Here is a 20,642-nt window from a genome sequence, read left to right on the forward strand (position 1 = left end):
GTGTAGGGGAAGCCGACGAGGCGGGCAACGGCGACAGGAGGGCCACTCGAAACACATTCGCCTTTTGCTATATAGTGGATGGCCGACAGCGCTTGAGCGAGGACGCGTGATGCGAGCGACGCGCCGATCGGTGATGGCCCTGGCGGGCGGCCTCCTTCTCATCGCCTCGAACGCGATGGCGGCCGAACTCGTGCTCTTCGAACTGGCGGGTTGCCCGTGGTGCACGATCTGGAACCGCACGATCGGGCCGATCTATCCGAAGTCGGAGGTCGGGCGGCGCGCGCCGTTGCGGCGCGTCGCGCTCGGCGACGGCATTCCCGCCGGACTCACGCTGAAGGGCCCGATCCGCTACACACCGACCTTCGTCCTCGTCGAGGAGGGCCGCGAAGTCGACCGGATCGAGGGCTATTCCGGAGAGGATTTCTTCTGGGCCCGGATCGAGGCTCTGGTCGGCCGGCGGCCGCCTTCGCCTTGACCGGGCATGGGAGTTGCCCGAGGCCCATGTTTGAGAGGATGCGACGATGCCGCTTCAGGCGGAAACGGTGACGACCGGCCCGGAGCAGGGCGCGCTCGACCTCGATCTGCTGCTCGCCAATGCCCGCGACGCGAGCGAGCTCCTTAAGGCGCTCGCCCACGAGGCCCGGCTCGTGATCCTCTGCCTGCTGGTCGAGGGCGAGCGGTCCGTCTCGGAACTGGAGCAGTTGCTGAACCTGCGCCAGCCGGCGGTGTCGCAACAGCTCGCCCGCCTGCGCGCCGACGATCTCGTGGAGGCGCGTCGGGACGGGAAGAACATCTACTACGCCCTCGCCCGGCCCGAGGTCCGCGAGATCATCGCGGCCCTGCACCGCGCCTTCTGCGACGCGCGGAGTCGGTGAGCGGCGCGTCCGCTCAGGCGTGCCGGTCGACGAGATAGTACAGGCCTGCGCGCGCGCCGACGAGTATCGAGGCGAGGGCGAGCATCGAGCCGACCGACAGCGTCGAGAGCCCGCTCAGGCCCTGGCCGATGGTGCAGCCCAGGGCCGTCACGCCTCCGGTCCCCATGAGGAACGCTCCGAGGACGTGGCGCCCGACCTCGCGGGCATCGTCGGGGGCTTCCCAGCGGAACTCGCCCGAGCCGCGCGCCGCGGCGAAGGCCCCCAGGATCACCCCGAGGACGGACCCGACACCGAAATCGACCTTCGTTCCGCTGGCGAGCATCGCGTAGAGGAGCGTGTCCCCGACGGGACGGGCGAAGCTGAAGGACACGAGCGTGCGCGGCTCGAACGCATCGTCGCCGAGGATGCCGTTGACCCACCAGCCGCCGACGATGACGCTCCCGACGACGAGGGCGCCGAAGGGGAGCCGGCGGGTCGCCCGGAAGTCGCGTCCGGCGAGGGCCGCGCCGATGAGTGTCACGGACGCCACCACCGCAAGACCCAGCAGGCCATGCCGCGCCCGGTCGAGCCCGAGAAGGGCGCCGAGTCGCTGCGCCTCGGCTCCGTCGAGGTCGAGGCTCAACGGCTCGGTCGCGGGTGCGCGCAGGAGACCGGTCAGGCCTCCGATGGCCATGGAGGCGGACAGGCCCAGCACCAGCAGCACGAGGAAGGCGCGCAGATCCCCGCCGCCGAGGCGCAGCAGCGCCCCGAAGCCGCAGGTTCCGACGAGCGCCATCCCGAACCCGAACATGACGCCGCCGACGATCAGCCCTCCCCATTCGAGACGGGAGCCGGCATAGAGCGAGCGGGCGAGATCGAGCCCGGCGAACGCCTCCAACAGATGCACGCCGAGGATCGCCACGCCCGCGGCGAGCATCCAGGCGCGAGCCCGGCGCAGATCGCGGGCGTAGACGGCATCCTCCACGGCGCCGAGGGTGCAGAACCGCCCGCGCCGGGCGACGAGACCCAACAAGGCGCCCAGAGCGAGGCCGAAAGCGGCGCGGAGGAGATGCGCCGGCAGAAACTCCAACATCACGCCCGGTTCGTCCCCCATCCGCGATCCAGGGTCAAACGGCGGCCTCGGCGCCACCGTTGAGTTTCACCGGGATCGTCAGGTAGCGTACGCCGTTCGCCTCCGCCGGGGGAAACCTGCCGGCGCGGATATTCACCTGGATCGAGGGCAGGAGCAGGCGCGGGGCGGCGAGCGTGGCGTCGCGGGCCGTGCGCATCGCCGCGAACGCCTCCTCGCTCACCCCTTCCTTTACATGGACGTTGCTCCGGCGCTGCTCGGCGACCGTCGTCTCCCAGGCATAGGTATCCCGCCCCGGCGCCTTGTAATCGTGGCACAGGTGCAGCCGCGTCTCGGGCGGCAGGGCGAGAAGACGCCGGATCGAGCGGTAGAGCGCGTGCACGTCCCCGCCGGGGAAATCGGCCCGGGCCGTGCCGAAATCGGGCATGAACAGCGTGTCGCCGACGAAGACGTGGTTGCCGATGCGGTAGCAGATGTCGGCCGGCGTATGGCCGGGGGTGTAGAGAACGGAGATGGTCAGGTCGCCGATCCCGAACGTCTCGCCGTCCGTGAACAGATGGTCGAAGTCGCTGCCATCGGTCCTCAGGTCGGTGGCATTGAAGACCGGCCGGAAGATCTTCTGGACCTCGCGGATATGCTCGCCGATGCCGATTCGCGCGCCCGTCTTCGCCTTGACGTAGGGTGAGCCGGAGAGGTGGTCGGCATGGGCGTGGGTCTCCAGCGTCCAGACCACGCGATAGCCTTCCTCGGTCGCGACCTTCAGCATCGCCTCGACCGAGCGTGTGTCGACGCTGCCGCCGTTGTGGTCGTAGTCGAGGACCGGATCGATGAAGGCCGCCGCCTTCGTCACGGGATCGGCCACGATGTAGCTCACGGTGTTGGTGGGCTCGTCGAAGAAGGCGCGGATGATCGGTTCGGACATGGATTGTCTCCTGTCGGTGAAAGGCTTGCCGTGGTTCAGGCGCCGGAAATCCTGCGGCGGCAGGTGTTGAGGCCGAGGATCGTGTATGCGGGGCAGGAACCGACCAACGCGGTCAGCGCGAGCACCACGCCGATACCGACGGCGACGTAAGCCCAGATATCGGTGAGCATCGTCAGGCCCAGCCCGGCGACGATGAAGCCGCCGACTAGGCGCAGCATGCGGTCTGCCCTCCCCACGTTGGTGGTCATGATCGCACTTCGAAACGGTGCCGGAGATGATTGACGAAGCGGGCGAGGCACCGAGCGCCCGCCTCGGTGAAGGTCAGGACGTCGCGGCGAACGCACCGGCGTTGCGGTAGAGCATGTAGCCAGCGACCACGAAGATCACGGCGGCGAACACCGTGTTGAGCACGCCCTTGTAGCCGGCGAGGCGGTTTGCGAGCCGCATGCCGAGGAAGCCGCCGAGAATGCCGCCGGCGATAAACTCCCCCGCCACCACCCAATCGACCATGCCGGAAAGGGCATAGTTCAACGCAGTAGCGAGACCGAAGGCGCCGACCGCAAGCAAAGAGGTGCCAACGGCCGTGATTAGCGGCATGCCGGTCGCGAAGACGAGACCGGGCACGATCAGGAAGCCGCCGCCAATCCCGAAAAAGCCGGACAGCACTCCGACCGAAAAGGCCACGGCAACGACCCTTCCGCTCGGCACCGGGCCGCAACCGACCGGTTCAGCCGGGCCGGGGTGGTTCCGTCGCCCGCGCAGCATGTGGACCCCAACGACGATCATCAGAAGGGCGAACAAGAACAGCAGGCGCTGTCCGTCCACCGCCTTGCCTAGACTGGAGCCGGCCAAGGCACCGATGATACCCACGAGGGCGAAGACGGCGGCGCAGCGCCAGCGCACGTTGCCGGCCCGCGCGTGACCGGCCAGCGTCATGAAGGCGTTGGCGGCCACGGCGAGCGCTCCCGTCCCGATGGCGAGATGCGGCTGGGCGAGGCCGACTGCGTAGAGCAGCAGCGGGGTCGCCAGGATCGAGCCGCCGCCCCCGATCAGGCCAAGGGTAAAGCCGACACCGGTGCCCGACAGAACGGCCGGAAGTGCGCTCATCGGCAATGGTTCTCCAAGCGCCGCGGTGGAAGCGTTTCCGAGCCTCGGCCGTCACGATGCGGACAGCAATCCTTTGATTCATAATTTAATGAATCGAGAGCGCCGCCGATGGCCGTACAGTGCGGTGGCTTGCGTGGGGTGTCAATCTGTGTTTTCATATTTTCGTAACTCAAATCATATAAACGTGAAATGAGGATCCTTCCTATGGACGCCAGACGCCTCGCCTCTCACCTGTCGGTTTCCGGCCAGATCGTTCCAGATGCACTCGCGGCAGCGGCCCGGGCGGGCTTTCGCTCCGTGATTTGCAATAGGCCCGACGGAGAGGGTGGCGATCAGCCGAGCTTTGCCGAGATCGATGCCGCCGCCCAAGCACAGGGACTCGAGGCGCGGTATCTGCCCGTCGTCTCGGGAGCGATATCGGACGCGGAGGTCGATGCATTCGCCGAGGCTCTGGCGACCCTGCCTAGACCGGTGCTCGCTTATTGCCGCACGGGCACCCGCTCCGCGACGCTGTGGGCGCTCAGCGAGGGAAAAGCCGGCGGCGCGAAGACCGAAATCGCCGCTGCCGCCACTGCTGCAGGCTACGACGTGAGCGGCGCGCTCCGGCGCATTGACGCGAATGGATCACCGCCGAGGGAAACGGAGGATCTCTTCCACAGCGTCGTCATCGTCGGAGGCGGGGCGGGCGGCATCGCCGTCGCTGCGAGCCTGAAGGCACGCAAACCCGATCTCGACATTGCCGTGATCGACCCGGCCGACATCCATTACTACCAGCCCGGGTGGACCATGGTCGGCGGCGGCGTATTCGCCCCCGCAGGCACGGCTCGGACCATGGCTTCGCTGATCCCCAAGGGCGTGCACTGGATCAAGGCGGCGGTTGCGGCCTTTGAGCCGGAGCGCAAGACGGTGATTCTGGAGGGATGCCGGACGGTTCGCTACGACCGTCTGGTGGTCGCGCCTGGGTTGAAGCTCGACTGGGCCGGCATCGAAGGGCTGGCCGAGACGCTCGGGCGGAACGGCGTGACCTCGAATTACCGCTACGATCTCGCGCCCTATACCTGGGACCTCGTCCGCAACCTTCGCTCCGGCCGGGCCGTGTTCACGCAGCCGCCAATGCCGATCAAATGCGCAGGCGCGCCGCAGAAGGCGATGTACCTCTCCGCCGACCATTGGCTGCGCCAGGGACGGCTCAAGGACATCGCGGTCGAACTCTACAATGCCGGCCCGGTCCTGTTCGGCGTGAAGGAGTACGTCCCGGCGCTGATGGAATACGTCAGACGCTACGAGGCAGGGCTCCACTTCCAGCACACCCTGGTGCGGATCGACGGTCCGGCCAAGCGCGCGTGGTTCTCGCGCAAGAGCGAGGACGGCGGCAGCGAGACGGTCGAGCGAGCTTTCGACATGATCCACGTGGTGCCGCCGCAGCGGGCGCCCGACTTCATCCACGCCTCGCCGCTCGCCGATGGCGCCGGCTGGGTCGAGGTCGATTCGGCGAGCCTGCGCCATGTGCGGCTGCCCGGAATCTACGCGCTCGGCGACGCCTGCAACACTCCCAACGCGAAGACTGCCGCCGCCGCGCGCAAGCAGGCACCGGTGGTGGCTCACAACCTGCTCGTCGACATGGGCCATCTGCGCGGGCCAGAGGTCTCCTACGACGGCTACGGCTCGTGCCCGCTGACCGTGGAGCGGGGCAAAATCCTGCTCGCCGAATTCGGCTACGGCGGCAAGCTGATGCCGAGCTTCCCTGCATGGTTGATCGACGGCACCAAGCCGAGCCACATGGCGTGGCTCCTGAAGGAACGGATGCTGCCACCGATCTACTGGAAGGCCATGCTCAAGGGCCGGGAATGGCTGGCCAAGCCGCAGGCGGTCGATAAGGCCGCCTGAGCCTCATGGCTCGTCTCCAATCTGTCCGAACTGCGCAGCCTGACCGAATGCCCCCGTCCGGGCGTCGGTAAGGCGTGCCGGGCCGGGCCGGTGGGTGCGACCGACCACGAGAATATCCTCTACCGCCTCCAACAACGCGCGCATCCGCGGGTCGCTCAGGCTGTAAAACACAACCTTGTGCTCTCTCCGCGTTGCAACGACCGCCGCGTTGCGTAGCTCACCCAGTTGCTGCGAAAGTGTCGGCTGTCGGATACTTAGGCTTTGCTCGATCTCCGAGACGGAGCACTCGCCTTGCTTCAAAAGTGAGAGGATACGCAGACGGTTGGGGTTGGCGATCAGCTTTAGCAGATCGGCAACCCGGTCCGCGGTCGCCTCGTCAGTTGCGGACGCCATCACAGACTGCCCAAGCAATAGTACCAGTCGGTCCCACAGACTCCGACCTCCTCGCTGGTGGTCGGCGGATTTGCCAATACCGGCTCGTCCGGCTGCCAGCCCTCCGGTGTCGAGACGTCGGCCGCATCGCTCACTTGGAGGGCCTGGAGCAGCCGCAGGATCTCGGCGACGCTGCGCCCCACGGTCAGGGGATAGGCGATCAAGGCGCGCACGATGCCGGTGGGGTCTATCACGAAGGTGGTCCGAACCGTGGCGCTCGATAGAGCCCCGGCGGGCAGCATGCCGTAGGCGCGCGCGATTCCCATGGCCGGATCCTCGATGATCGGGAACGGGACTTGGACGCCGAAGCGCTGCGCGATGCTCTGGGTCCAAGCCAGGTGCGAGGACAGGCTGTCGACGGATAGGGCGAGCAAGTCGCAATTCAGTGCCTGGAACTGTGAATGGTACTGCGCGAAGGCGACGAATTCGCTGGTGCAGACGGGAGTGAAGTCGGCCGGATGCGAAAACAGCAGCAGCCAGCGCCCGCGATAGGATGCGAGTGTGCGTGGTCCCATCGTGGTTCGAGCGCGGAAATTTGGCGCAGCGTCGCCGATGATCGGCGGGGCGGCGGGTTGAGGCCGGGCGACTTCGGAATCGACTTCAATGCTCATCAATGGGTGCTCGTTGCGTGATGCGGGAGAAGCTACGCAAAGGGTCCGAACGTTTCAATATATGTTTTTGACATATGAAGCATGTTTTTTATAAAATGAATTGACAGCGCGGGGGCGCAGGACGAGAACGTGTCCGCTCGGTCTGGGCCAACTGGCTACAGACGTCATGCCAGGCAGGAGGCAGAAGCGATGTCGGCCGATCTTCTCCCGAGCGCATTAGATCTCGCCCGCGCGCAGTTCGCCTTCACGGTCGTGTGGCATTTCCTGTTCCCGGCCTTCACCATCGGACTGGCGAGCTACCTCGCCGTGCTGGAGGCCTTCTGGCTCGCGACCGACCGGGACGTCTATCTCGACACCTACCGATACTGGCTGAAGATCTTCGCCGTCGCCTTCGCCATGGGCGTCGTTTCCGGGCTGGTGATGAGCTACCAGTTCGGCACCAACTGGTCGGTCTTCTCCGACCGGACCGCGCCTGTGCTCGGGCCGCTGCTCGGCTACGAGGTGCTAACTGCCTTCTTCCTCGAAGCGGGCTTCCTCGGCGTGATGCTGTTCGGCCTGGAGCGGGTCGGGCGCCGGCTGCACTTCCTGGCGACCGGCTTGGTGGCGGGCGGCACGCTGCTCTCGGCCTTCTGGATTCTCTCGGCCAATTCGTGGATGCAGACGCCGGCCGGGCATGTACTCGATGCGGATGGCCGCTTCGTGCCCGAGGATTGGTGGGCGGTCATCTTCAACCCGTCCTTCCCCTACCGCTTCGCCCACACCGTCACCGCCGCCTACCTCACCACCGCGATGATCGTCGGCGCGGTGGGCGCGTGGCACCTCCTGCGGGACCGCGCCAATCCCCGCGCCCGGCTGATGTTCTCCATGGCGATGTGGATGGCGGCGCTCGTCGCCCCGGTGCAACTCGTGCTCGGCGACCTGCACGGCGGCAACACCTACCATCACCAGCCGGCCAAAGTGGCCGCGATGGAAGGCCATTTCGAGAGCGTGGCCCGCGCCCCCTCGATCCTGTTCGGTTGGCCGGACGCCCAGGCGCGGGAGACCAAGTACGAGATCGGCATCCCCGGCCTCGCCAGCCTCTACCTCGTCCACGACCTCGACGCGAAGGTGACCGGCCTGAACGATCTGCCGCGCGACACGTGGCCGACGAACCTGCCGCTGGTGTTCTGGGCCTTCCGAGTGATGGTCGGCCTCGGCCTCCTGATGATCGCGCTGGGCGGGCTGTCGCTCTACCTGCGCCGGAAGGGCCAGCTCTACGACGAGCCGTGGCTGCACCGCTTCGCCGTGGCGATGGGGCCGTCCGGCCTGATCGCCGTGACCGCCGGCTGGGTCGTGACGGAGGCCGGGCGACAGCCCTTCACGGTCTACGGCCTGCTGCGCACCGCCGACAGCGTCTCACCCATCGCCGCGCCGGCCGTCGCGGCCTCGCTCGCGGCCTTCGCGGTGGTCTACTTCGCCGTGTTGGGGGCGGGAATCTGGTACCTGTTCCACCTGTTCAACCAGGCACCGCGCCCGCACGAGCCCGGCCCATCGGCCGACCAACCGGTTCGCACCGCCGGCATCACCGCCGCGCCGGCTGTCGGGGCCGAACCCCGCCTGCATCCAGCCGAGTGAGGAGAGGCTTGCGATGGAACTCGATCTCACCCTGATCTGGGCGGTCCTAATCGCCACGGCGGTGTTCCTCTACGTCGCCATGGATGGGTTCGATCTCGGCCTCGGCATCCTGTTCCCGGCCATCCGGAGCAAGTCCGACCGTGACGTGATGGTCAACTCCGTGGCCCCCGTCTGGGACGGCAACGAGACCTGGCTCGTGCTCGGCGGCGGTGGATTGTTCGCAGCCTTTCCGCTGGCCTACGCCACCATCCTGCCGGCGCTCTACATGCCGCTCATCCTGATGCTGCTCGCTCTGGTGTTCCGCGGCGTCGCCTTCGAGATGCGCTTTCGCGCCGCCACGCCCCGCGGCCAGCTCTGGTGGGACCGCGCGTTTTCCTGGGGCAGCTTTGTGGCGGCCTTCTGCCAGGGCATCGCGCTCGGCGCTTTCGTCCAGGGCATCCGGGTAGAGGGGCGGGCCTATGCCGGCGGCTGGTGGGACTGGCTGACGCCGTTCTCCCTGCTCACCGGCATCGCCCTCGTCGTCGGCTACGGGCTGCTCGGTGCTTGCTGGCTGATCTGGAAGACCGGGGGCGAGTTGCAGATCCGCGCATACCGCCTCGCCAAGCCCCTGGGCTTGGCCACCCTCGTCGGCATCGCGGTCGTGTCGGCGACGATGCTCGCCATCAGCGGGCCATTCCGGGACCGCTGGCTCAACCTGCCCGGCATGCTGATCGGGGCGCCAGTTCCGATCCTCGTCGGTCTGCTCGCCTGGCGCTTCGCCCATGCACTCGCGCGCCGGGAGGAACTCTCGCCGTTCCTATGTGCTCTCGGCTTCTTCCTGCTCTCCTATCTCGGTCTCGGCATCAGCATGTGGCCCCACATCGTCCCACCGAGCATTACGATCTGGCAAGCCGCGACCCATCCGAAGTCCCAAGCCTTCCTACTTTACGGCGCTGCGATCCTTATCCCGCTGGTGCTGACGTACACGGCCTACGTCTACTGGCTGTTCCGCGGCAAGGTCACGGCGGGAGCGGGGTATCACTGATGCGTCGGTTCGGATGGTTTGTCCTGTTCTGGATGATGAGCGTCGCGACTTTGACGGCCGTGGCTCTGCCGCTGCGATGGATGCTCAAATCGATAGGGCGCTAGACCATCGCCCCGGATACGATAGCCACGACGATGGTCTTTCCTGACTCGTACGATCCTGGCGGTCGAGCTCGGTGGCCTGCTCGCCCTCGGCACGGCCCTCCGCCTCCTCGACCGGTGACGGACGCCAAATCCGCGGCTTGGCCGCCCCGCCTGATCGGCGAGCGGATGTTCACTCAGGATCGACCGTTGCGCCGGCCTTGGCCAGGGCGGAGAAACCGCCGGCGACATGGGCGACAGGTCCGAGGCCCATGTCGTTGAGCGCCTTCGCGGCCAGGGCCGACCGGTTGCCGGAGGCACAGTAGAGAACCAAGCGCCTGCCGCCGCCGAGCTCGGCCTTGTGGGTCGGGCTCTCCGGGTCGGTCTGAAACTCCAGGAACCCGCGGGGCACATGGACGGCGCCGGCGATCCTTCCGGTCTTGGCCACCTCCTCGCCCTCCCGGACGTCCACGAGCATCGTGTCGGGCTGGCCGAGGCGGGCGAGCGCCTCCTCGGCCGACAGGGTCTCCACCTCGCGGTTGGCTTGCGCCACCAGGTCCTTCGCGCTTCTCATGGTCATGGCTTCCTCCTCACTCGCCCCAGGCCGCGCCATCGAGGGCGTCCAGCGGGATCTTCAGGTAGCGGCGGCCGTTCGGCTCGGGCTCGGGCAGGCGGCCGCCTCGGATGTTCACCTGCAGAGAATGCAGAATGAGCTTGGGCATCGGCAACTCACGGTCGCGCGCCTCCCGCATCCGGACGAACGCCTCCTCGCTCGGGGTCTCGACCAGATGCGGGTTCTCCGCCCGCTGCCTGGCCACCGTGCTTTCCCAGGCCGCCGCGCGCCTGTCCGGGCGGTAATCGTGCCCGGTGAACAGCCGCGTCTCGTCCGGCAACACCATGATGCGCTGGATGCTGCGCCAGAGCGCGTGCGCGCTGCCGCCCGGGAAGTCGGCCCGCGCCGAGCCGCTGTCGGGCATGAACAAGGTGTCGTGGATGAAGGCGGCGTCGCCGATCCGATAGGCGATGGAGGCCAGGGTATGGCCTGGCGTGAACATCACCTCGACGTCGAGGTCGCCGATCCGGAAGCGCTCGCCGTCGGCGAAGAGCCGGTCCCACTGCGAGCCGTCCGTCCGGAACTTGTCCGGCAGGTTGTAGAGCCCCTTCCAGAGCTGCTGCACGTCGACGACCTTCTCGCCGATGGCGGTCGGGACGCCGGTCTTGTCGTGCAGGTAGCCGGCCGCCGAGAAGTGGTCGGCGTGCGGGTGGGTTTCGAGGATCCACTCCAGCTCGTAGCCCTCGCGCTCGATGTGGGCGAGCAAGGCATCGGCGGAGCGGGTCGCGGTCGCGCCGGACTTCGGGTCGAAGTCGAGCACCGGGTCGATGATGGCGCAGCGCTTCGTCCCGGGATCGGCGACGACGTACTGGATGCTGCCGGTCGGCTCGTCATGGAAGCCGGTCACGATGGGATGCCCGCGCAGGGCTTCGATGGTCTGGTTAGACATGAAACGCCTCCTTTTCCGGGTTCAGGTGTTGAATACGAGGAGCGGCAGGGCCCCGCGGGCGACGACGTAGAGGCCGACCAGGATGACGAGGCCGGCGAAGGTGACGGTCAGGGCGCGCTTGCGCCCGGAGAGCCGCTGGCTGAGGCGCGTGCCAGCGAGGCCGCCGAGCACCCCTCCCAGGATGAACAGCCCGGCCAACGGCCAGTCGATCAGGCCGGCGGCGGCGTAGCTCGCCGCGGTCGCCGCCCCGAAGGCGCTGACCGCGACCAGCGAGGTGCCGATGGCCATGGGCAGCGGCATCGACGTCGCCAGCATCAGGCCCGGCACGATGAGGAATCCCCCGCCGATGCCGAAGAAGCCGGAGAACAGGCCGACCGCGAAACCGATGCCGAGCAGCCAGGGCAGGAGCACCGGGGCACTGGCCTTGGTCAGGCGCACCTCGGGGTCGCCATCGCCGCGTCGCTTGCTCAGCATCAGGCCCCCGACCACCAGCATCACGACCCCGAACAGGGCCAGGAGGCTCCGCCCGTCGACCGCCTTCGCGGCGACCGAGCCGGCCAGCGCGCCGAGGACGCCGGCGACCGAGAACGCCGCCGCGCATCGCCATTTCACGTTCCCGACCCGCCATTGCGGGACGAGGTTGCCGGCCGCGCTGACCGACACCGCCAGGGCGCTGGTGCCGATCGCCACGTGTGGCAAGGACACGCCGACGACGTCGGCCAGGAGCGGGACGGCCAGGATTGAGCCCCCCCGCCGACGAAGCTGAGGATCACGCCGACGACCCCGCCCGAGCCGGCCGCAAGGCCGGATGTCAGCAGGCCGGGTGTCATGCGTCGGCTCCCTGGACCGCCGGCTTCGCGGCCGCCGAGGGCACGAGACGGAACAGCAGCATCCCGGCGACCATGGCGACGACGAAGGTCGCCGCTTGCGCCGGTGCGACCGTCAGCAGGGTGAGCGCCGGCCCGGGGCAAAGGCCGGCGAGGCCCCAGCCGATACCGAATACCGCGGCGCCGGCGATCAGGCGCGGGTCGAGGTCGTGCCGGTTCGGGATCTCAAGCCGGGCGGCGAGCAACGGCCGCCCACGGCGCCGCGCCACGAGATAGCCCGTCGTCGAGACCACGATGGCACCCGCCATCACGAAGGCGAGGCTCGGGTCCCAGCGCCCGGTCACGTCGAGGAAGGCGAGGACCTTGGCCGGGTCGGCCATGCCGGAGACGAGGAGGCCGAGGCCGAACAGGAGGCCGACGGCGAAGGCGGAGACGATCTTTGCCATGGCTCAGGCTCCGACGAGATGGCGCACGACGAGGACGGTCAGGATGGCGACGGCCATGAAGGTGCCGGTGGCGACCACAGAGCGGGGCGAGCCGCGGCCGATGCCGCAGACGCCGTGGCCGCTCGTGCAGCCGGCTCCGAGGCGCGATCCGAACCCGACCAGCAGGCCGGCGACGGCAAGCAGCGGGAACGGGGCATCCACCGTCACCGGAGGGAGGCCACCGCCCATGCCGGCGTAGGCGAGCGGCGCCAGGACCAAGCCGGCCAGGAAGGCGATCCGCCAGCCCGTCTCGCGTGAGGGCGGAGCGAGCAGCCCGCCAAGGATGCCGCTGATGCCGGCGATGCGTCCGTTGAGGAGCAGGAACAGGGCCGCGGAGGTGCCGATCAAGGCACCGCCGGCGAGGGCGCTGACAGGCGTGAAGCCGTCCATGGTGGTCGCTCCCAGGCGGTGGTCCGGGCAATGCCCGGCGGGCCGCAAGGGACGTCCTCCCCTGCCGAGCCATTACATTAGATGTCTCTTATTTATAATCTGCTAATGTAATGGCAAGCGTCAAACCGACGGCCTAATTTGAGAAGCGCTGAGGGGGTGCGGTGGCGCACGGGCGCCTTCGCCTTTTGGCGGACGCCATCGATGGCGTGGCGTCGATGCCGACGGGAGGATTGTCTTCTCCCGTTCGACCAGCTCAGGGATGGATGTAGGCGAACCCCATGCCCTGCAGGCGAGCCAGTTCGGCGACACCGCTCGGCACGATGTCGTCCTTACCGACGCCGTAGAGCGTGTCGCGGTCGATCTTGCGTTCGCGCAGGGTGTTGCCGCAGACCAGGAACCGGACGCCCATTCCCTTGACTGCATCGATGCGAGCGGCGACTTCCTTGTCGTTCGCGGCAGACTGGAAGAGCGCGACCCCGTCGCCGTGGCTCACGACGCGGATCTCGACGTGGGCCTTGCCCACGGCCTCGACGTGATTGCGCAGATTGCCGAGCAGGCGCTTGAAGTAGGCGGCTCCGTCGGGGCCGCCGTCGTTATGGTAGACCACCTTCTGGTCGGCGTAGTACCCGGCCGGCGCCTCCGAGCCGGCATGGGCCGCCCCTAAGCCCAGGGTCGCAAGAACGACCGCGATCATCAGGCTCCTAAAGACCGTCATCGTCCGCCTCCCTCTCGTAGGCCGGAGGCTCGGGTGCTTCCGACGCGCCGCGCGATAGGTTGTCTAACCCCGCATGATCGCGGCCGTCGTCCGGGTTCGGTCCGGAGGATGCGCCGTTCCCGAGGCTGCCCGTCGTCTCCGGCGCTTTTGGCCGTGCGGCGTGGACGGTGCCTCGGGCCCCGAGCACCACCACCTTCGTGCCGGTGGGGACGCGCCGGTGCAGGTCGATCACGTCCTGGTTCAGCATGCGGATGCAACCCGAGGACACCGCCTCGCCGATGCTCGATGGTTCCGTCGTGCCGTGGATACGGTACAGCGTGTCCTTGCCGTCCTTGAACAGGTAGAGCGCCCTGGCGCCGAGCGGGTTCCTGTCGCCGCCCGGCATGCCGCCGGCCCAGCGCCCGTTCCGCTCCGGATCACGCCTGAGCATGTCAGGCGTCGGCGTCCATCGAGGCCAGGACGCCTTGCGGGCGACGGTCGCCTCGCCGGTGAACTCGAAGCCGGCCTTGCCCACCCCGACCGCGTAGCGCATCGCCTTGCCGCCCTCCATGACGAGGTAGAGGAAGCGCTTGTATGGATCGACGACGAGGGTGCCGGGCGGCTCCTTCGATGAGTAGTCGACCAACTGGCGGACGTTGCGAGCCTTGAGGTCGCGCGGGTCGACCGCCTCGACCGGGAAGGGTTCGTCCGTGACGGCAGCGTACCGGCGCAAGACCTCCGGGGCGATCTGCGGCCGGGCTTCCGCGACGGGGGCCGGAGCCCCCTGCGAGGTCGAGCAGGCGCCAAGCGCCGAGGCGAGCGCGATCAACGTCGTAAGGCGGAGGGGCCGCGGCATCACGAGCGGCCCTTGGCGCGCGCCTGCACCACCGCCTGTTTGAAGCCATCGTAATCGAGCGCCGCCGCGACCTTGAGCTGGCCGATCAGGAAGACCGGCGTGCCCTGGAGGCCCAGGGCGTCGGCCTGATCGAGGTTGCGCTGGAGCAGGGCCCCGATCTCGGCCTGGTGCGCCTTCCGATCCTCTTCCAGGCGGGCGACGTCGACGCCCGAGGCGGCCACCGCCTCCAGCATCCGCTCCTTGGGAAGCTTGCGACCTGGGATCGCCATGAGCGCGTGATGCACTTCGTCGTAGCGGCCCTGGTACTTCGCCGCGAGGGCGAGCTGGGCCCCGTAGACGGAGGCGTCGCCGAGGATCGGCCAGTCCTTGTGGACGAGGCGGATGCGCCCGTCCGCCTTCACCAGCCGGAGAAGGTCCGGCTCGGCCTTCTTGCAGAAGGGGCAGTTGTAATCGAGGAAGGCGACGATGGTCAGGTCGCCCTTCGGGTTGCCCGAGACCGGCACCTCCGGGTCGTTGAGGATGGCGTTGGGGTCGACGCCCTGGGCGAAGGCCTCCTCCATGGGGGGCGCCAGCGACAACAGGGCAGGCACGAGCGCGACGGCGGGCAGAAGGGCGAGCAGGGTCCTGCGGTCCATGGTGTTCTCCGTGAAAGTCGGTTTTCCGAAAGGGAGCGGCTCAGGCGCCGACGAGGGCGAGGCGGCGCTTCAGGTCATCGACCGTGAGCTCGCCTTCGGTGCGGGCCTCGCGGACCTCGCGGACCTCGCCGCCGTCGGGGCGCATCAGGATGAGGGTCGGCGGTCCGACGACCTCGAAGCGCTGCATCAGGGCACGGGTGGCATCGTCGTCGCGGGTGACGTCGGCGCGGATGACCGAGACGGCCTTCAGTCTCGCCCGGATGCCGGCATCGGCCAGGACCGTCCTCTCGTTCGTCTTGCAGACGGTGCACCAATCGGCTGCGAACTCGACGAGCACCGGCTTGCCCTCGGTACGGGCCGCCGCGAGGGCTGCCTCGAACGCCGGGACGGAGGAGACCGTTCGGCTCTCCTCGACGTGGACCGCCTGCACCCGGTTGAGGTCGGCGAGCGGCCGGAGCGGATCGGTCCCGCCGCTCGCGGCGCCGACGACGAGGGCGCAGCCGTAGGTCACGGCAACAACGCCGGCACACTTGCCAAGCCGGCCCGCGGCCCCCTTCGCGACGACGTCGAACGCCCCGAGGAATGCGCCGATGCCGATCGCCAGCGCGCCCCAGAGCACGAGGGTGACCTCAGGCGGCAAGAGCCGTGAGACCATGGTGATGGCCAACGCGAGGAAGACCACGCCGAAGGCCTGCTTGGCCGCGACCAGCCAAGGGCCTGACTTCGGCAAAATACCCGCCCCGAACACCCCGAATGCGATCAGCGGCAGGCCCATGCCGAGGCCGAGCGCGAACAGGGCGGCGGCGCCTCGCGCCACGTCGCCGGTCTGGGCGACGTAGAGCAGGGCGGCGGCGAGCGGCGGCGTCACGCAGGGCCCGACGATCAGGGCGGAGGTGAAGCCCATGACGGCGGCGGCGCCGAGCGCGCCGAACCTGCGCCCGCTCAGGCGAGACAGCCGGCCGGAGACGCCGGACGGCAGCGCCAGGTCGAAGACCCCGAACATTGACAGCGCCAGGGCGACGAAGGCCGCGGCGAGGAGCCCGAGCGAGACGGGAGTCTGAAGCGCGACCTGGAGGTTGCGTCCCGACCATGCCGCGGCGACACCGAGCGTCCCGTAGGCCAGCGCCATCGCGAGCACGTAGGTGCCGGAGAGGACGAAACCTCGTCCGGCCGAGAGCCGCTCCCCGGACCGGGCCAGCATGCCGGCCAGCACCGGGACCATCGGGAGCACGCAAGGGGTGAAGGCCAGGAGCAGGCCGAGCCCGAGGAAGGTCGCCAGGACGCCCGCGAGATGGCCCGAGAGCAGGCCCCTCTCGGACTCGGGCTGCGCGTCCGTTGCCGGCGTCGCGGCGGTCGCCTGCGGACCCGGCGCGGGCACCTCGATGACCTTGTTGATCGGCGGGTAGCAGATGCCCTTCTCGGCACAGCCCTGATAGGTGACGCGCACCTCGCGCACCCCCGCGAGAGCCGCGCCCGGCACGATGGCCTCCGTCGCGCCGTGATAGACTTCCGTCGGCCCGAAGTTGGGGTCGTCCTTGGTCTCGCCGGGCTGGGTGCTGACGGGAAGCTCCCGGCCGCTTCCGTCTGCGGCGGCGATCTTGTCGCGGTAGAGGTAGGTCTCAGGGGCGATGGTCCATCGCAGGCGCAGCGAGAGGTCAGGGTCACGGGCCGCATCGACGGTGAACGGCGTCGGCCGTGCACCAGGCTCCCGGCACTGTCCCGGCGACCACAGCGAGGAGCCGGTCCAGACCAGGGCGGCGAGGATGAGGTGGGTGAAAACGTTCGGCATGGGCGGGGTCCGGGCTCGGATCGGCCCGCCGCGGGTCGGAAACGCAGCTTAAGCCAGGCTTAAGCGGGGCCCGGAGGATGGGGGCCGTGAAGGGAGACACGCATGCGCATCCTCGTCGTCGAGGACGACACCATCCTGTCGGACGGGCTCCGGGCTGGCTTGGGCCTGGGCGGGGCGACGGTCGATTGCGTCGCGACCTGCGCCGACGCCGAGGCGGCGCTGGCGACGAGCGCGTTCTCGGCCATCGTGCTCGACCTGATGCTGCCCGACGGCTCCGGCCTCGACGTGCTGCGGGGGCTTCGCCGTCGGAACGACCGGACGCCGGTCGTCCTGCTGACGGCCCGGGACGCCGTGGCCGACCGGATCGCCGGGCTCGACGGTGGCGCCGACGACTACCTCGGCAAGCCCTTCGACCTCGACGAGCTCTCCGCCCGCATCCGCGCCGTTGTCCGGAGGGCCTCGGGTCGGGCAGCGGCGATCCTGGAGCACGGCTGCATCCGGCTCGATCCCGGTAGCCTCGCCGTCACCGTCGACGGTGTGCCGGTCGCCATCTCCCGGCGCGAGGTGATGGTTCTGGCGGCCCTCATGGAACGACCTGACGTGCTTCGGTCCAAAGCCGAGCTGGAGGAGCGGCTCTACGGCTGGCAGGAGGAGGTCGAGAGCAACGCGGTCGAGGTCCATGTGCACAACCTGCGCGCCAAGATCGGCAAGCACGCCATTGAGACGGTCCGAGGCCTCGGATACCGGATGAGGGCACCCGCATGAGGTCGCTCCGCGTCAGGCTTTTCGCCATCCTCGTGCTGGCCACCGGCCTGATCTGGCTCAGCGCGGTCGCCTGGATCTACCTCGGCTCGAAGCGCGAGGTGGAACAGGTCCTCGACAACCGCCTGCAGGAAGCTGCCCGCATGGTCAGCTCCCTGGTGGGCGCGGTCGGCGGCACGGACCCTAACGGGGGGGGCCGAACCTTCCCGGCCCCGACGGCCTACGAGCGGCAGCTTTCCTGCCAGATCTGGTCGCTCGACGGACGCATGGTCGCACGGTCGACCGGGGCCCCGGAGCGGCGTCTGACCGACGCACCGGCGGGCTTCTCGCAACGCGAGGTCGACGGCGAGACCTGGCGGGTGTTCACCGTGGAGGATGCCGAGAGGGGCGTGCGGGTCATGGTCGGTGACCGTCTCGGCCTACGCGAGCGCCTCGTCACCGACCTCATCATGGGCCTGGTCACGCCCGCCATCCTGATGGTGCCGTTGCTCGGCATGCTGATCTGGGCGAGCCTCGGGCGGGGCTTGCGTCCCTTGCGGCTGATGGCGCGGGACCTCGCAGGTCGCGACGCGGACGACATGAGCGCCATCGACGCGAGCCGCGCACCCGCTGAGGTGCGGCCCCTGGCCGACGCTCTCAACGGGCTATTCCTCAAGGTCGAATCCGCACGCCGGCACGAACGGGAGGTGACCGCCTTCGCCGCGCACGAGCTGCGAACACCGCTCGCTGGCCTCAAGGTCCAGGCCCAGGTCGCCATGGTTGCCACCGACCCGGACGTGGCGAAGGCGGCTTTGCGCCAGATCCTGGCAGCCGTCGACCGGACAACGCGCCTCGTCCGCCAGTTGCTCGACGCCGCCCGGCTCGACGCCGCGGGGGAAAGACCCTCCCTAGCGGAGGTCGACGTCGGCGCACTGGTAACGGAGACCGTGGAAGGTATGGGGACGCCCCCCGGGGTTCGAACCCAGATCGACCCGGGCTTGCGCGGCTATATCCTGCGGGCTGACCCGGAGGGCTTGCGCCTCGCCGTCCGGAATTTGCACGAGAACGCCGTGCAGCACATGGAGACCGGCACGGTGGCTTGGGGCGCGCGGCCGGATGGTGGGGGCATCGTCGTTCGCGACGAGGGACCGGGCATTCCGGAGGACGAGTTGCCCCACGTCACGACACGGTTCTTCCGGGGGCGCCACAAGAGCGCGACGGGTAGCGGCCTCGGCCTCGCCATCGCCGAGATGGCGTCCCGCCGAAGTGGCCTCAGCCTTCGCCTGCGCAACCGAACTGATCGCCCGGGGCTTGAGGCTGAGATCGCCGCGGGCTGAGACCGGTCAGCCAAGATCGGGGCAGAAGATGTCCTTGAGGGTCGCCAGCACCCGCGCGGCCCTGGGGTCCTCCAGCCGGTAGTGGATGGTCTGGCTCTCGCGCCGGAAGGCGACCAACCCGTCCTCGCGCAGCTTGGCGAGGTGCTGCGACAGGGCCGATTGGCTGAGCTCGACCTCCCCGGCGAGGCTAGTCACGTCCATCTCGCCGCGGGCGACCAGCAGGCACAGGATCAGCAACCGCTTCTCGCTGGCGAGGAGACGCAGCAGGCGGGCCGCGTCGGCCGCCTTGTCCTGCAGGCGCATCAGGTCGGTCGGCGTGACGGCGTCCATCGGTCGATGTTCCAGTATGTCAGAATTACCTTATTTAGGTAATTCTAATATGAAGTCACCAGCTGCGCGCACTTCCTTGTCACCCTTCTTCGGCTTCGCCCGGAAGGCCATCGCGGCTCACCGGTGCCGCCTTGCTACCGTTGTTCCCGAAGAGGCCAGACAGAGCCACCACGGGGGTGATTTGAGCCGGTAGTAACAAATAAGGACCGCCTTAGCGATGGCGGCCCTTATTTACTCTAAGTTGCCGCAGTGCGGAACTTTGGTGTTCGAAGTCAGATCACTGGCTCGACTATCAACAGCTACGCGTCAGCACGGGCAGCAGCGACAAGGCGCTGATGTTGGTGATCTTGTTCGCAGGGTTCACGGCACGCGCTGCATCCGCCCGACCAGTGAGGCCATGAGTACCTTTACGATGTCCGCTTCCCGCGTCGTAGCGGACGACGAAGGCCGCGGTGTGGAGGGGCCGCTATGGGTCAGAAGCTCGTACATCGATTGCAGAGGGGACCCAACTGGCTACCTCGGCCTGAACCAGTCCGGCGGTCTCTCGGCGCGCCTGGGATCGGCCGGCAAGGCGAGCACCGAGGTCGCCGCGCAGACCGTCCTGACGCTGGCCGTCGACGGTCGGCACGGTCGTCTACGGCGCCGGCAAGCCGGTGACCACGTTCACGACGACCGGCGGGCAGCCCTTCCTCGTCAATCAGGGCGACGTCGTCACCCTCGTGGCCCCCTCGACGTAGGACGCCGCCCTGGCCGATCAGATCGGCTACATCGCCCTCCAGTGAAGGCGGTCGCGCCGTCCTGGATCGACTTCCGGGACGGCCAAAATCGGTTTGAACTTTCGTTACAGTGTGCCACTGCGGCGTTATCCGGTGCGGAGGTAACGGGGCGGCAAGGCATGCATACGAACACTTCGCCCTGAGAGCGCTGTATTCGAGGGCGTACAAACGGGACCGGCAAAAGCGGCTATCACAGGGGCCAGGGACTTCGGTAACCACATCCCCACGAGGAGGCTGGACAGGGGACTCGGGATCCCGATCTCCTGAGCGTGCCGCTGCCCGAGGAGGTCACCCCGATGCCGTCTTACCATACCAATGCCAGCCAGGTGGCCGAGAGCTTCGACAGCGTCCTGACGACCGGCGCCCTGGGCCTGGGCAGCGTCCTTATCGCGCAGCGGCTGGAGCTCAACGCCGCCTACAACGAGGCCGCCTACATCCGTCGGCAGGCTGCGGTCGTCCGGGCCCGGCGCGTCGCGGCCGCCGTCGCCGCCGAGGTCCGTGCCGGTGACGACCGGCTCCGGGACGCGATCTTGCGGAAGGCAATCGCCGCCAAGCGCACGCGGGGCTAACTCGGGCGCAGCACGGGTCAGGATGTGTGCGGCGGGAAAGAGTCAACTGAAAACAAGCAAGTCAGACAGTTATCTACAGAATTTCTTGGG

23 protein-coding genes and 1 pseudogene are annotated in these 20,642 nt (G+C 68.4%); 8 read left to right on the forward strand and 16 right to left on the reverse strand.

All coding sequences use genetic code 11. The features are described from left to right. The first annotated feature begins 109 nt into the window (after positions 1-109). Both ACPCJR_RS12265 and ACPCJR_RS12270 read left to right on the forward strand, forming a co-directional pair. Entirely contained in the window at positions 110-475 is a 366-nt protein-coding gene (locus tag ACPCJR_RS12265; RefSeq protein WP_239681434.1) for a thioredoxin family protein, read from the forward strand. A gap of 46 nt (positions 476-521) precedes the next feature. After that, positions 522-875 carry an ArsR/SmtB family transcription factor gene (locus tag ACPCJR_RS12270; RefSeq protein WP_108939599.1) on the forward strand — a complete coding sequence of 118 codons (354 nt, stop codon included), beginning with the start codon at positions 522-524 and terminating at the stop codon, positions 873-875. Positions 876-888: 13 nt separating this feature from the next. Here the strand turns inward: ACPCJR_RS12270 and ACPCJR_RS12275 are convergent, their stop codons facing one another. The 4 genes from ACPCJR_RS12275 to ACPCJR_RS12290 form a co-directional block, all read right to left on the reverse strand. Further along, positions 889-1,947 (reverse strand): YeeE/YedE family protein, encoded by a 1,059-nt coding sequence (locus tag ACPCJR_RS12275; protein ID WP_108942865.1) that lies wholly within the window; start codon positions 1,945-1,947, stop codon positions 889-891. Positions 1,948-1,981: 34 nt separating this feature from the next. Continuing rightward, positions 1,982-2,866 (reverse strand): MBL fold metallo-hydrolase, encoded by an 885-nt coding sequence (locus ACPCJR_RS12280; RefSeq protein WP_108939598.1) that lies wholly within the window; start codon positions 2,864-2,866, stop codon positions 1,982-1,984. Positions 2,867-2,901: 35 nt separating this feature from the next. Beyond that, on the reverse strand, positions 2,902-3,114 hold the full coding sequence (locus tag ACPCJR_RS12285; RefSeq protein ID WP_091945282.1) for a YgaP family membrane protein: 213 nt from the start codon (positions 3,112-3,114) through the stop codon (positions 2,902-2,904). A gap of 73 nt (positions 3,115-3,187) precedes the next feature. Continuing rightward, positions 3,188-3,973 carry a sulfite exporter TauE/SafE family protein gene (locus ACPCJR_RS12290; protein ID WP_091945285.1) on the reverse strand — a complete coding sequence of 262 codons (786 nt, stop codon included), beginning with the start codon at positions 3,971-3,973 and terminating at the stop codon, positions 3,188-3,190. A 204-nt stretch (positions 3,974-4,177) separates the two neighbouring features. Between ACPCJR_RS12290 and ACPCJR_RS12295 the strand changes: the two genes are divergently transcribed. After that, positions 4,178-5,860 carry a bifunctional protein tyrosine phosphatase family protein/NAD(P)/FAD-dependent oxidoreductase gene (locus ACPCJR_RS12295; protein ID WP_108939597.1) on the forward strand — a complete coding sequence of 561 codons (1,683 nt, stop codon included), beginning with the start codon at positions 4,178-4,180 and terminating at the stop codon, positions 5,858-5,860. A gap of 3 nt (positions 5,861-5,863) precedes the next feature. On the opposite strand, the gene ACPCJR_RS12300 is transcribed toward ACPCJR_RS12295, so the two are convergent. Continuing rightward, the gene (locus ACPCJR_RS12300) at positions 5,864-6,253 is read right to left on the reverse strand and encodes an ArsR/SmtB family transcription factor (protein WP_108939596.1); all 390 of its coding nucleotides are present in this window, start codon (positions 6,251-6,253) and stop codon (positions 5,864-5,866) included. Then, positions 6,253-6,903, reverse strand: a complete 651-nt coding sequence (locus ACPCJR_RS12305) for a peroxiredoxin (RefSeq protein ID WP_108939595.1) — start codon at positions 6,901-6,903, stop codon at positions 6,253-6,255. The genes ACPCJR_RS12300 and ACPCJR_RS12305 overlap by 1 nt, the downstream gene beginning before the upstream one ends. Before the next feature lie 189 nt (positions 6,904-7,092). Between ACPCJR_RS12305 and ACPCJR_RS12310 the strand changes: the two genes are divergently transcribed. Together ACPCJR_RS12310 and cydB are read left to right on the forward strand one after the other, a co-directional pair. Further along, positions 7,093-8,517, forward strand: a complete 1,425-nt coding sequence (locus ACPCJR_RS12310; protein ID WP_108939594.1) for a cytochrome ubiquinol oxidase subunit I — start codon at positions 7,093-7,095, stop codon at positions 8,515-8,517. A gap of 13 nt (positions 8,518-8,530) precedes the next feature. Then, positions 8,531-9,541, forward strand: a complete 1,011-nt coding sequence (cydB, locus tag ACPCJR_RS12315; protein WP_108939593.1) for a cytochrome d ubiquinol oxidase subunit II — start codon at positions 8,531-8,533, stop codon at positions 9,539-9,541. A 273-nt stretch (positions 9,542-9,814) separates the two neighbouring features. Here the strand turns inward: cydB and ACPCJR_RS12320 are convergent, their stop codons facing one another. The 9 genes and pseudogenes from ACPCJR_RS12320 to dsbD all read right to left on the reverse strand — a co-directional run bounded on the left by ACPCJR_RS12320 (position 9,815) and on the right by dsbD (position 16,799). Next, the gene (locus ACPCJR_RS12320; RefSeq protein ID WP_108939591.1) at positions 9,815-10,201 is read right to left on the reverse strand and encodes a rhodanese-like domain-containing protein; all 387 of its coding nucleotides are present in this window, start codon (positions 10,199-10,201) and stop codon (positions 9,815-9,817) included. A gap of 10 nt (positions 10,202-10,211) precedes the next feature. After that, on the reverse strand, positions 10,212-11,123 hold the full coding sequence (locus tag ACPCJR_RS12325) for an MBL fold metallo-hydrolase (protein ID WP_108939590.1): 912 nt from the start codon (positions 11,121-11,123) through the stop codon (positions 10,212-10,214). Positions 11,124-11,144: 21 nt separating this feature from the next. After that, a pseudogene (locus tag ACPCJR_RS12330) lies at positions 11,145-11,953 on the reverse strand (sulfite exporter TauE/SafE family protein). Then, the gene (locus ACPCJR_RS12335; RefSeq protein ID WP_108939589.1) at positions 11,950-12,396 is read right to left on the reverse strand and encodes a YeeE/YedE family protein; all 447 of its coding nucleotides are present in this window, start codon (positions 12,394-12,396) and stop codon (positions 11,950-11,952) included. The pseudogene ACPCJR_RS12330 and the gene ACPCJR_RS12335 overlap by 4 nt, the downstream one beginning before the upstream one ends. A 3-nt stretch (positions 12,397-12,399) precedes the next feature. Next, positions 12,400-12,825, reverse strand: coding sequence for a YeeE/YedE family protein (locus ACPCJR_RS12340; protein WP_108939588.1), 426 nt, complete (start codon positions 12,823-12,825; stop codon positions 12,400-12,402). A gap of 253 nt (positions 12,826-13,078) precedes the next feature. Next, positions 13,079-13,540, reverse strand: coding sequence for a DsrE family protein (locus ACPCJR_RS12345; protein WP_108939587.1), 462 nt, complete (start codon positions 13,538-13,540; stop codon positions 13,079-13,081). Beyond that, positions 13,527-14,375 carry a L,D-transpeptidase gene (locus tag ACPCJR_RS12350; RefSeq protein ID WP_108939586.1) on the reverse strand — a complete coding sequence of 283 codons (849 nt, stop codon included), beginning with the start codon at positions 14,373-14,375 and terminating at the stop codon, positions 13,527-13,529. The genes ACPCJR_RS12345 and ACPCJR_RS12350 overlap by 14 nt, the downstream gene beginning before the upstream one ends. Then, positions 14,375-15,010 carry a DsbA family protein gene (locus ACPCJR_RS12355; RefSeq protein ID WP_108939585.1) on the reverse strand — a complete coding sequence of 212 codons (636 nt, stop codon included), beginning with the start codon at positions 15,008-15,010 and terminating at the stop codon, positions 14,375-14,377. Before ACPCJR_RS12355 ends, ACPCJR_RS12350 begins: the two co-directional genes overlap by 1 nt. Before the next feature lie 40 nt (positions 15,011-15,050). After that, on the reverse strand, positions 15,051-16,799 hold the full coding sequence (gene dsbD / locus ACPCJR_RS12360) for a protein-disulfide reductase DsbD (protein WP_108939584.1): 1,749 nt from the start codon (positions 16,797-16,799) through the stop codon (positions 15,051-15,053). Positions 16,800-16,901: 102 nt separating this feature from the next. On the opposite strand from dsbD, the gene ACPCJR_RS12365 reads away from it, so the two are divergent. Together ACPCJR_RS12365 and ACPCJR_RS12370 are read left to right on the forward strand one after the other, a co-directional pair. Beyond that, a complete protein-coding gene (locus ACPCJR_RS12365; protein WP_108939583.1) occupies positions 16,902-17,564 on the forward strand; it encodes a response regulator in 663 nt (220 codons plus the stop codon). Further along, positions 17,561-18,877: an ATP-binding protein gene (locus ACPCJR_RS12370; protein WP_108939582.1), complete on the forward strand. Its 1,317-nt coding sequence runs from the start codon at positions 17,561-17,563 to the stop codon at positions 18,875-18,877. The genes ACPCJR_RS12365 and ACPCJR_RS12370 overlap by 4 nt, the downstream gene beginning before the upstream one ends. A 6-nt stretch (positions 18,878-18,883) precedes the next feature. Here ACPCJR_RS12370 and ACPCJR_RS12375 read toward each other — a convergent pair whose 3' ends face one another. Beyond that, positions 18,884-19,207, reverse strand: a complete 324-nt coding sequence (locus ACPCJR_RS12375; protein ID WP_108939581.1) for an ArsR/SmtB family transcription factor — start codon at positions 19,205-19,207, stop codon at positions 18,884-18,886. 1,072 nt (positions 19,208-20,279) lie between these two features. Here ACPCJR_RS12375 and ACPCJR_RS12380 point away from each other — a divergent pair. Beyond that, positions 20,280-20,552, forward strand: a complete 273-nt coding sequence (locus ACPCJR_RS12380) for a hypothetical protein (protein ID WP_162940497.1) — start codon at positions 20,280-20,282, stop codon at positions 20,550-20,552. Positions 20,553-20,642 lie beyond the last annotated feature (90 nt).

The sequence above is a fragment of the Methylobacterium sp. NPDC097929 genome (assembly GCF_049543375.1).
Taxonomy (GTDB): domain Bacteria; phylum Pseudomonadota; class Alphaproteobacteria; order Rhizobiales; family Beijerinckiaceae; genus Methylobacterium.

Coding starts and splice junctions, on each gene's coding strand:
- ACPCJR_RS12325 (WP_108939590.1), bottom strand. CDS start 11,123: ATGTCTAACCAGACCATCGAAGCCCTGCGCGGGCATCCCATCGTGACC.
- ACPCJR_RS12285 (WP_091945282.1), bottom strand. CDS start 3,114: ATGACCACCAACGTGGGGAGGGCAGACCGCATGCTGCGCCTAGTCGGC.
- ACPCJR_RS12375 (WP_108939581.1), bottom strand. CDS start 19,207: ATGGACGCCGTCACGCCGACCGACCTGATGCGCCTGCAGGACAAGGCG.
- ACPCJR_RS12310 (WP_108939594.1), top strand. CDS start 7,093: ATGTCGGCCGATCTTCTCCCGAGCGCATTAGATCTCGCCCGCGCGCAG.
- ACPCJR_RS12300 (WP_108939596.1), bottom strand. CDS start 6,253: ATGGCGTCCGCAACTGACGAGGCGACCGCGGACCGGGTTGCCGATCTG.
- ACPCJR_RS12280 (WP_108939598.1), bottom strand. CDS start 2,866: ATGTCCGAACCGATCATCCGCGCCTTCTTCGACGAGCCCACCAACACC.
- ACPCJR_RS12305 (WP_108939595.1), bottom strand. CDS start 6,903: ATGAGCATTGAAGTCGATTCCGAAGTCGCCCGGCCTCAACCCGCCGCC.
- ACPCJR_RS12380 (WP_162940497.1), top strand. CDS start 20,280: ATGCCGTCTTACCATACCAATGCCAGCCAGGTGGCCGAGAGCTTCGAC.
- ACPCJR_RS12295 (WP_108939597.1), top strand. CDS start 4,178: ATGGACGCCAGACGCCTCGCCTCTCACCTGTCGGTTTCCGGCCAGATC.
- ACPCJR_RS12265 (WP_239681434.1), top strand. CDS start 110: ATGCGAGCGACGCGCCGATCGGTGATGGCCCTGGCGGGCGGCCTCCTT.
- cydB (WP_108939593.1), top strand. CDS start 8,531: ATGGAACTCGATCTCACCCTGATCTGGGCGGTCCTAATCGCCACGGCG.
- ACPCJR_RS12320 (WP_108939591.1), bottom strand. CDS start 10,201: ATGACCATGAGAAGCGCGAAGGACCTGGTGGCGCAAGCCAACCGCGAG.
- ACPCJR_RS12275 (WP_108942865.1), bottom strand. CDS start 1,947: ATGTTGGAGTTTCTGCCGGCGCATCTCCTCCGCGCCGCTTTCGGCCTC.
- ACPCJR_RS12335 (WP_108939589.1), bottom strand. CDS start 12,396: ATGGCAAAGATCGTCTCCGCCTTCGCCGTCGGCCTCCTGTTCGGCCTC.
- dsbD (WP_108939584.1), bottom strand. CDS start 16,799: ATGCCGAACGTTTTCACCCACCTCATCCTCGCCGCCCTGGTCTGGACC.
- ACPCJR_RS12270 (WP_108939599.1), top strand. CDS start 522: ATGCCGCTTCAGGCGGAAACGGTGACGACCGGCCCGGAGCAGGGCGCG.
- ACPCJR_RS12290 (WP_091945285.1), bottom strand. CDS start 3,973: ATGAGCGCACTTCCGGCCGTTCTGTCGGGCACCGGTGTCGGCTTTACC.
- ACPCJR_RS12370 (WP_108939582.1), top strand. CDS start 17,561: ATGAGGTCGCTCCGCGTCAGGCTTTTCGCCATCCTCGTGCTGGCCACC.
- ACPCJR_RS12340 (WP_108939588.1), bottom strand. CDS start 12,825: ATGGACGGCTTCACGCCTGTCAGCGCCCTCGCCGGCGGTGCCTTGATC.
- ACPCJR_RS12365 (WP_108939583.1), top strand. CDS start 16,902: ATGCGCATCCTCGTCGTCGAGGACGACACCATCCTGTCGGACGGGCTC.
- ACPCJR_RS12345 (WP_108939587.1), bottom strand. CDS start 13,540: ATGACGGTCTTTAGGAGCCTGATGATCGCGGTCGTTCTTGCGACCCTG.
- ACPCJR_RS12350 (WP_108939586.1), bottom strand. CDS start 14,375: ATGCCGCGGCCCCTCCGCCTTACGACGTTGATCGCGCTCGCCTCGGCG.
- ACPCJR_RS12355 (WP_108939585.1), bottom strand. CDS start 15,010: ATGGACCGCAGGACCCTGCTCGCCCTTCTGCCCGCCGTCGCGCTCGTG.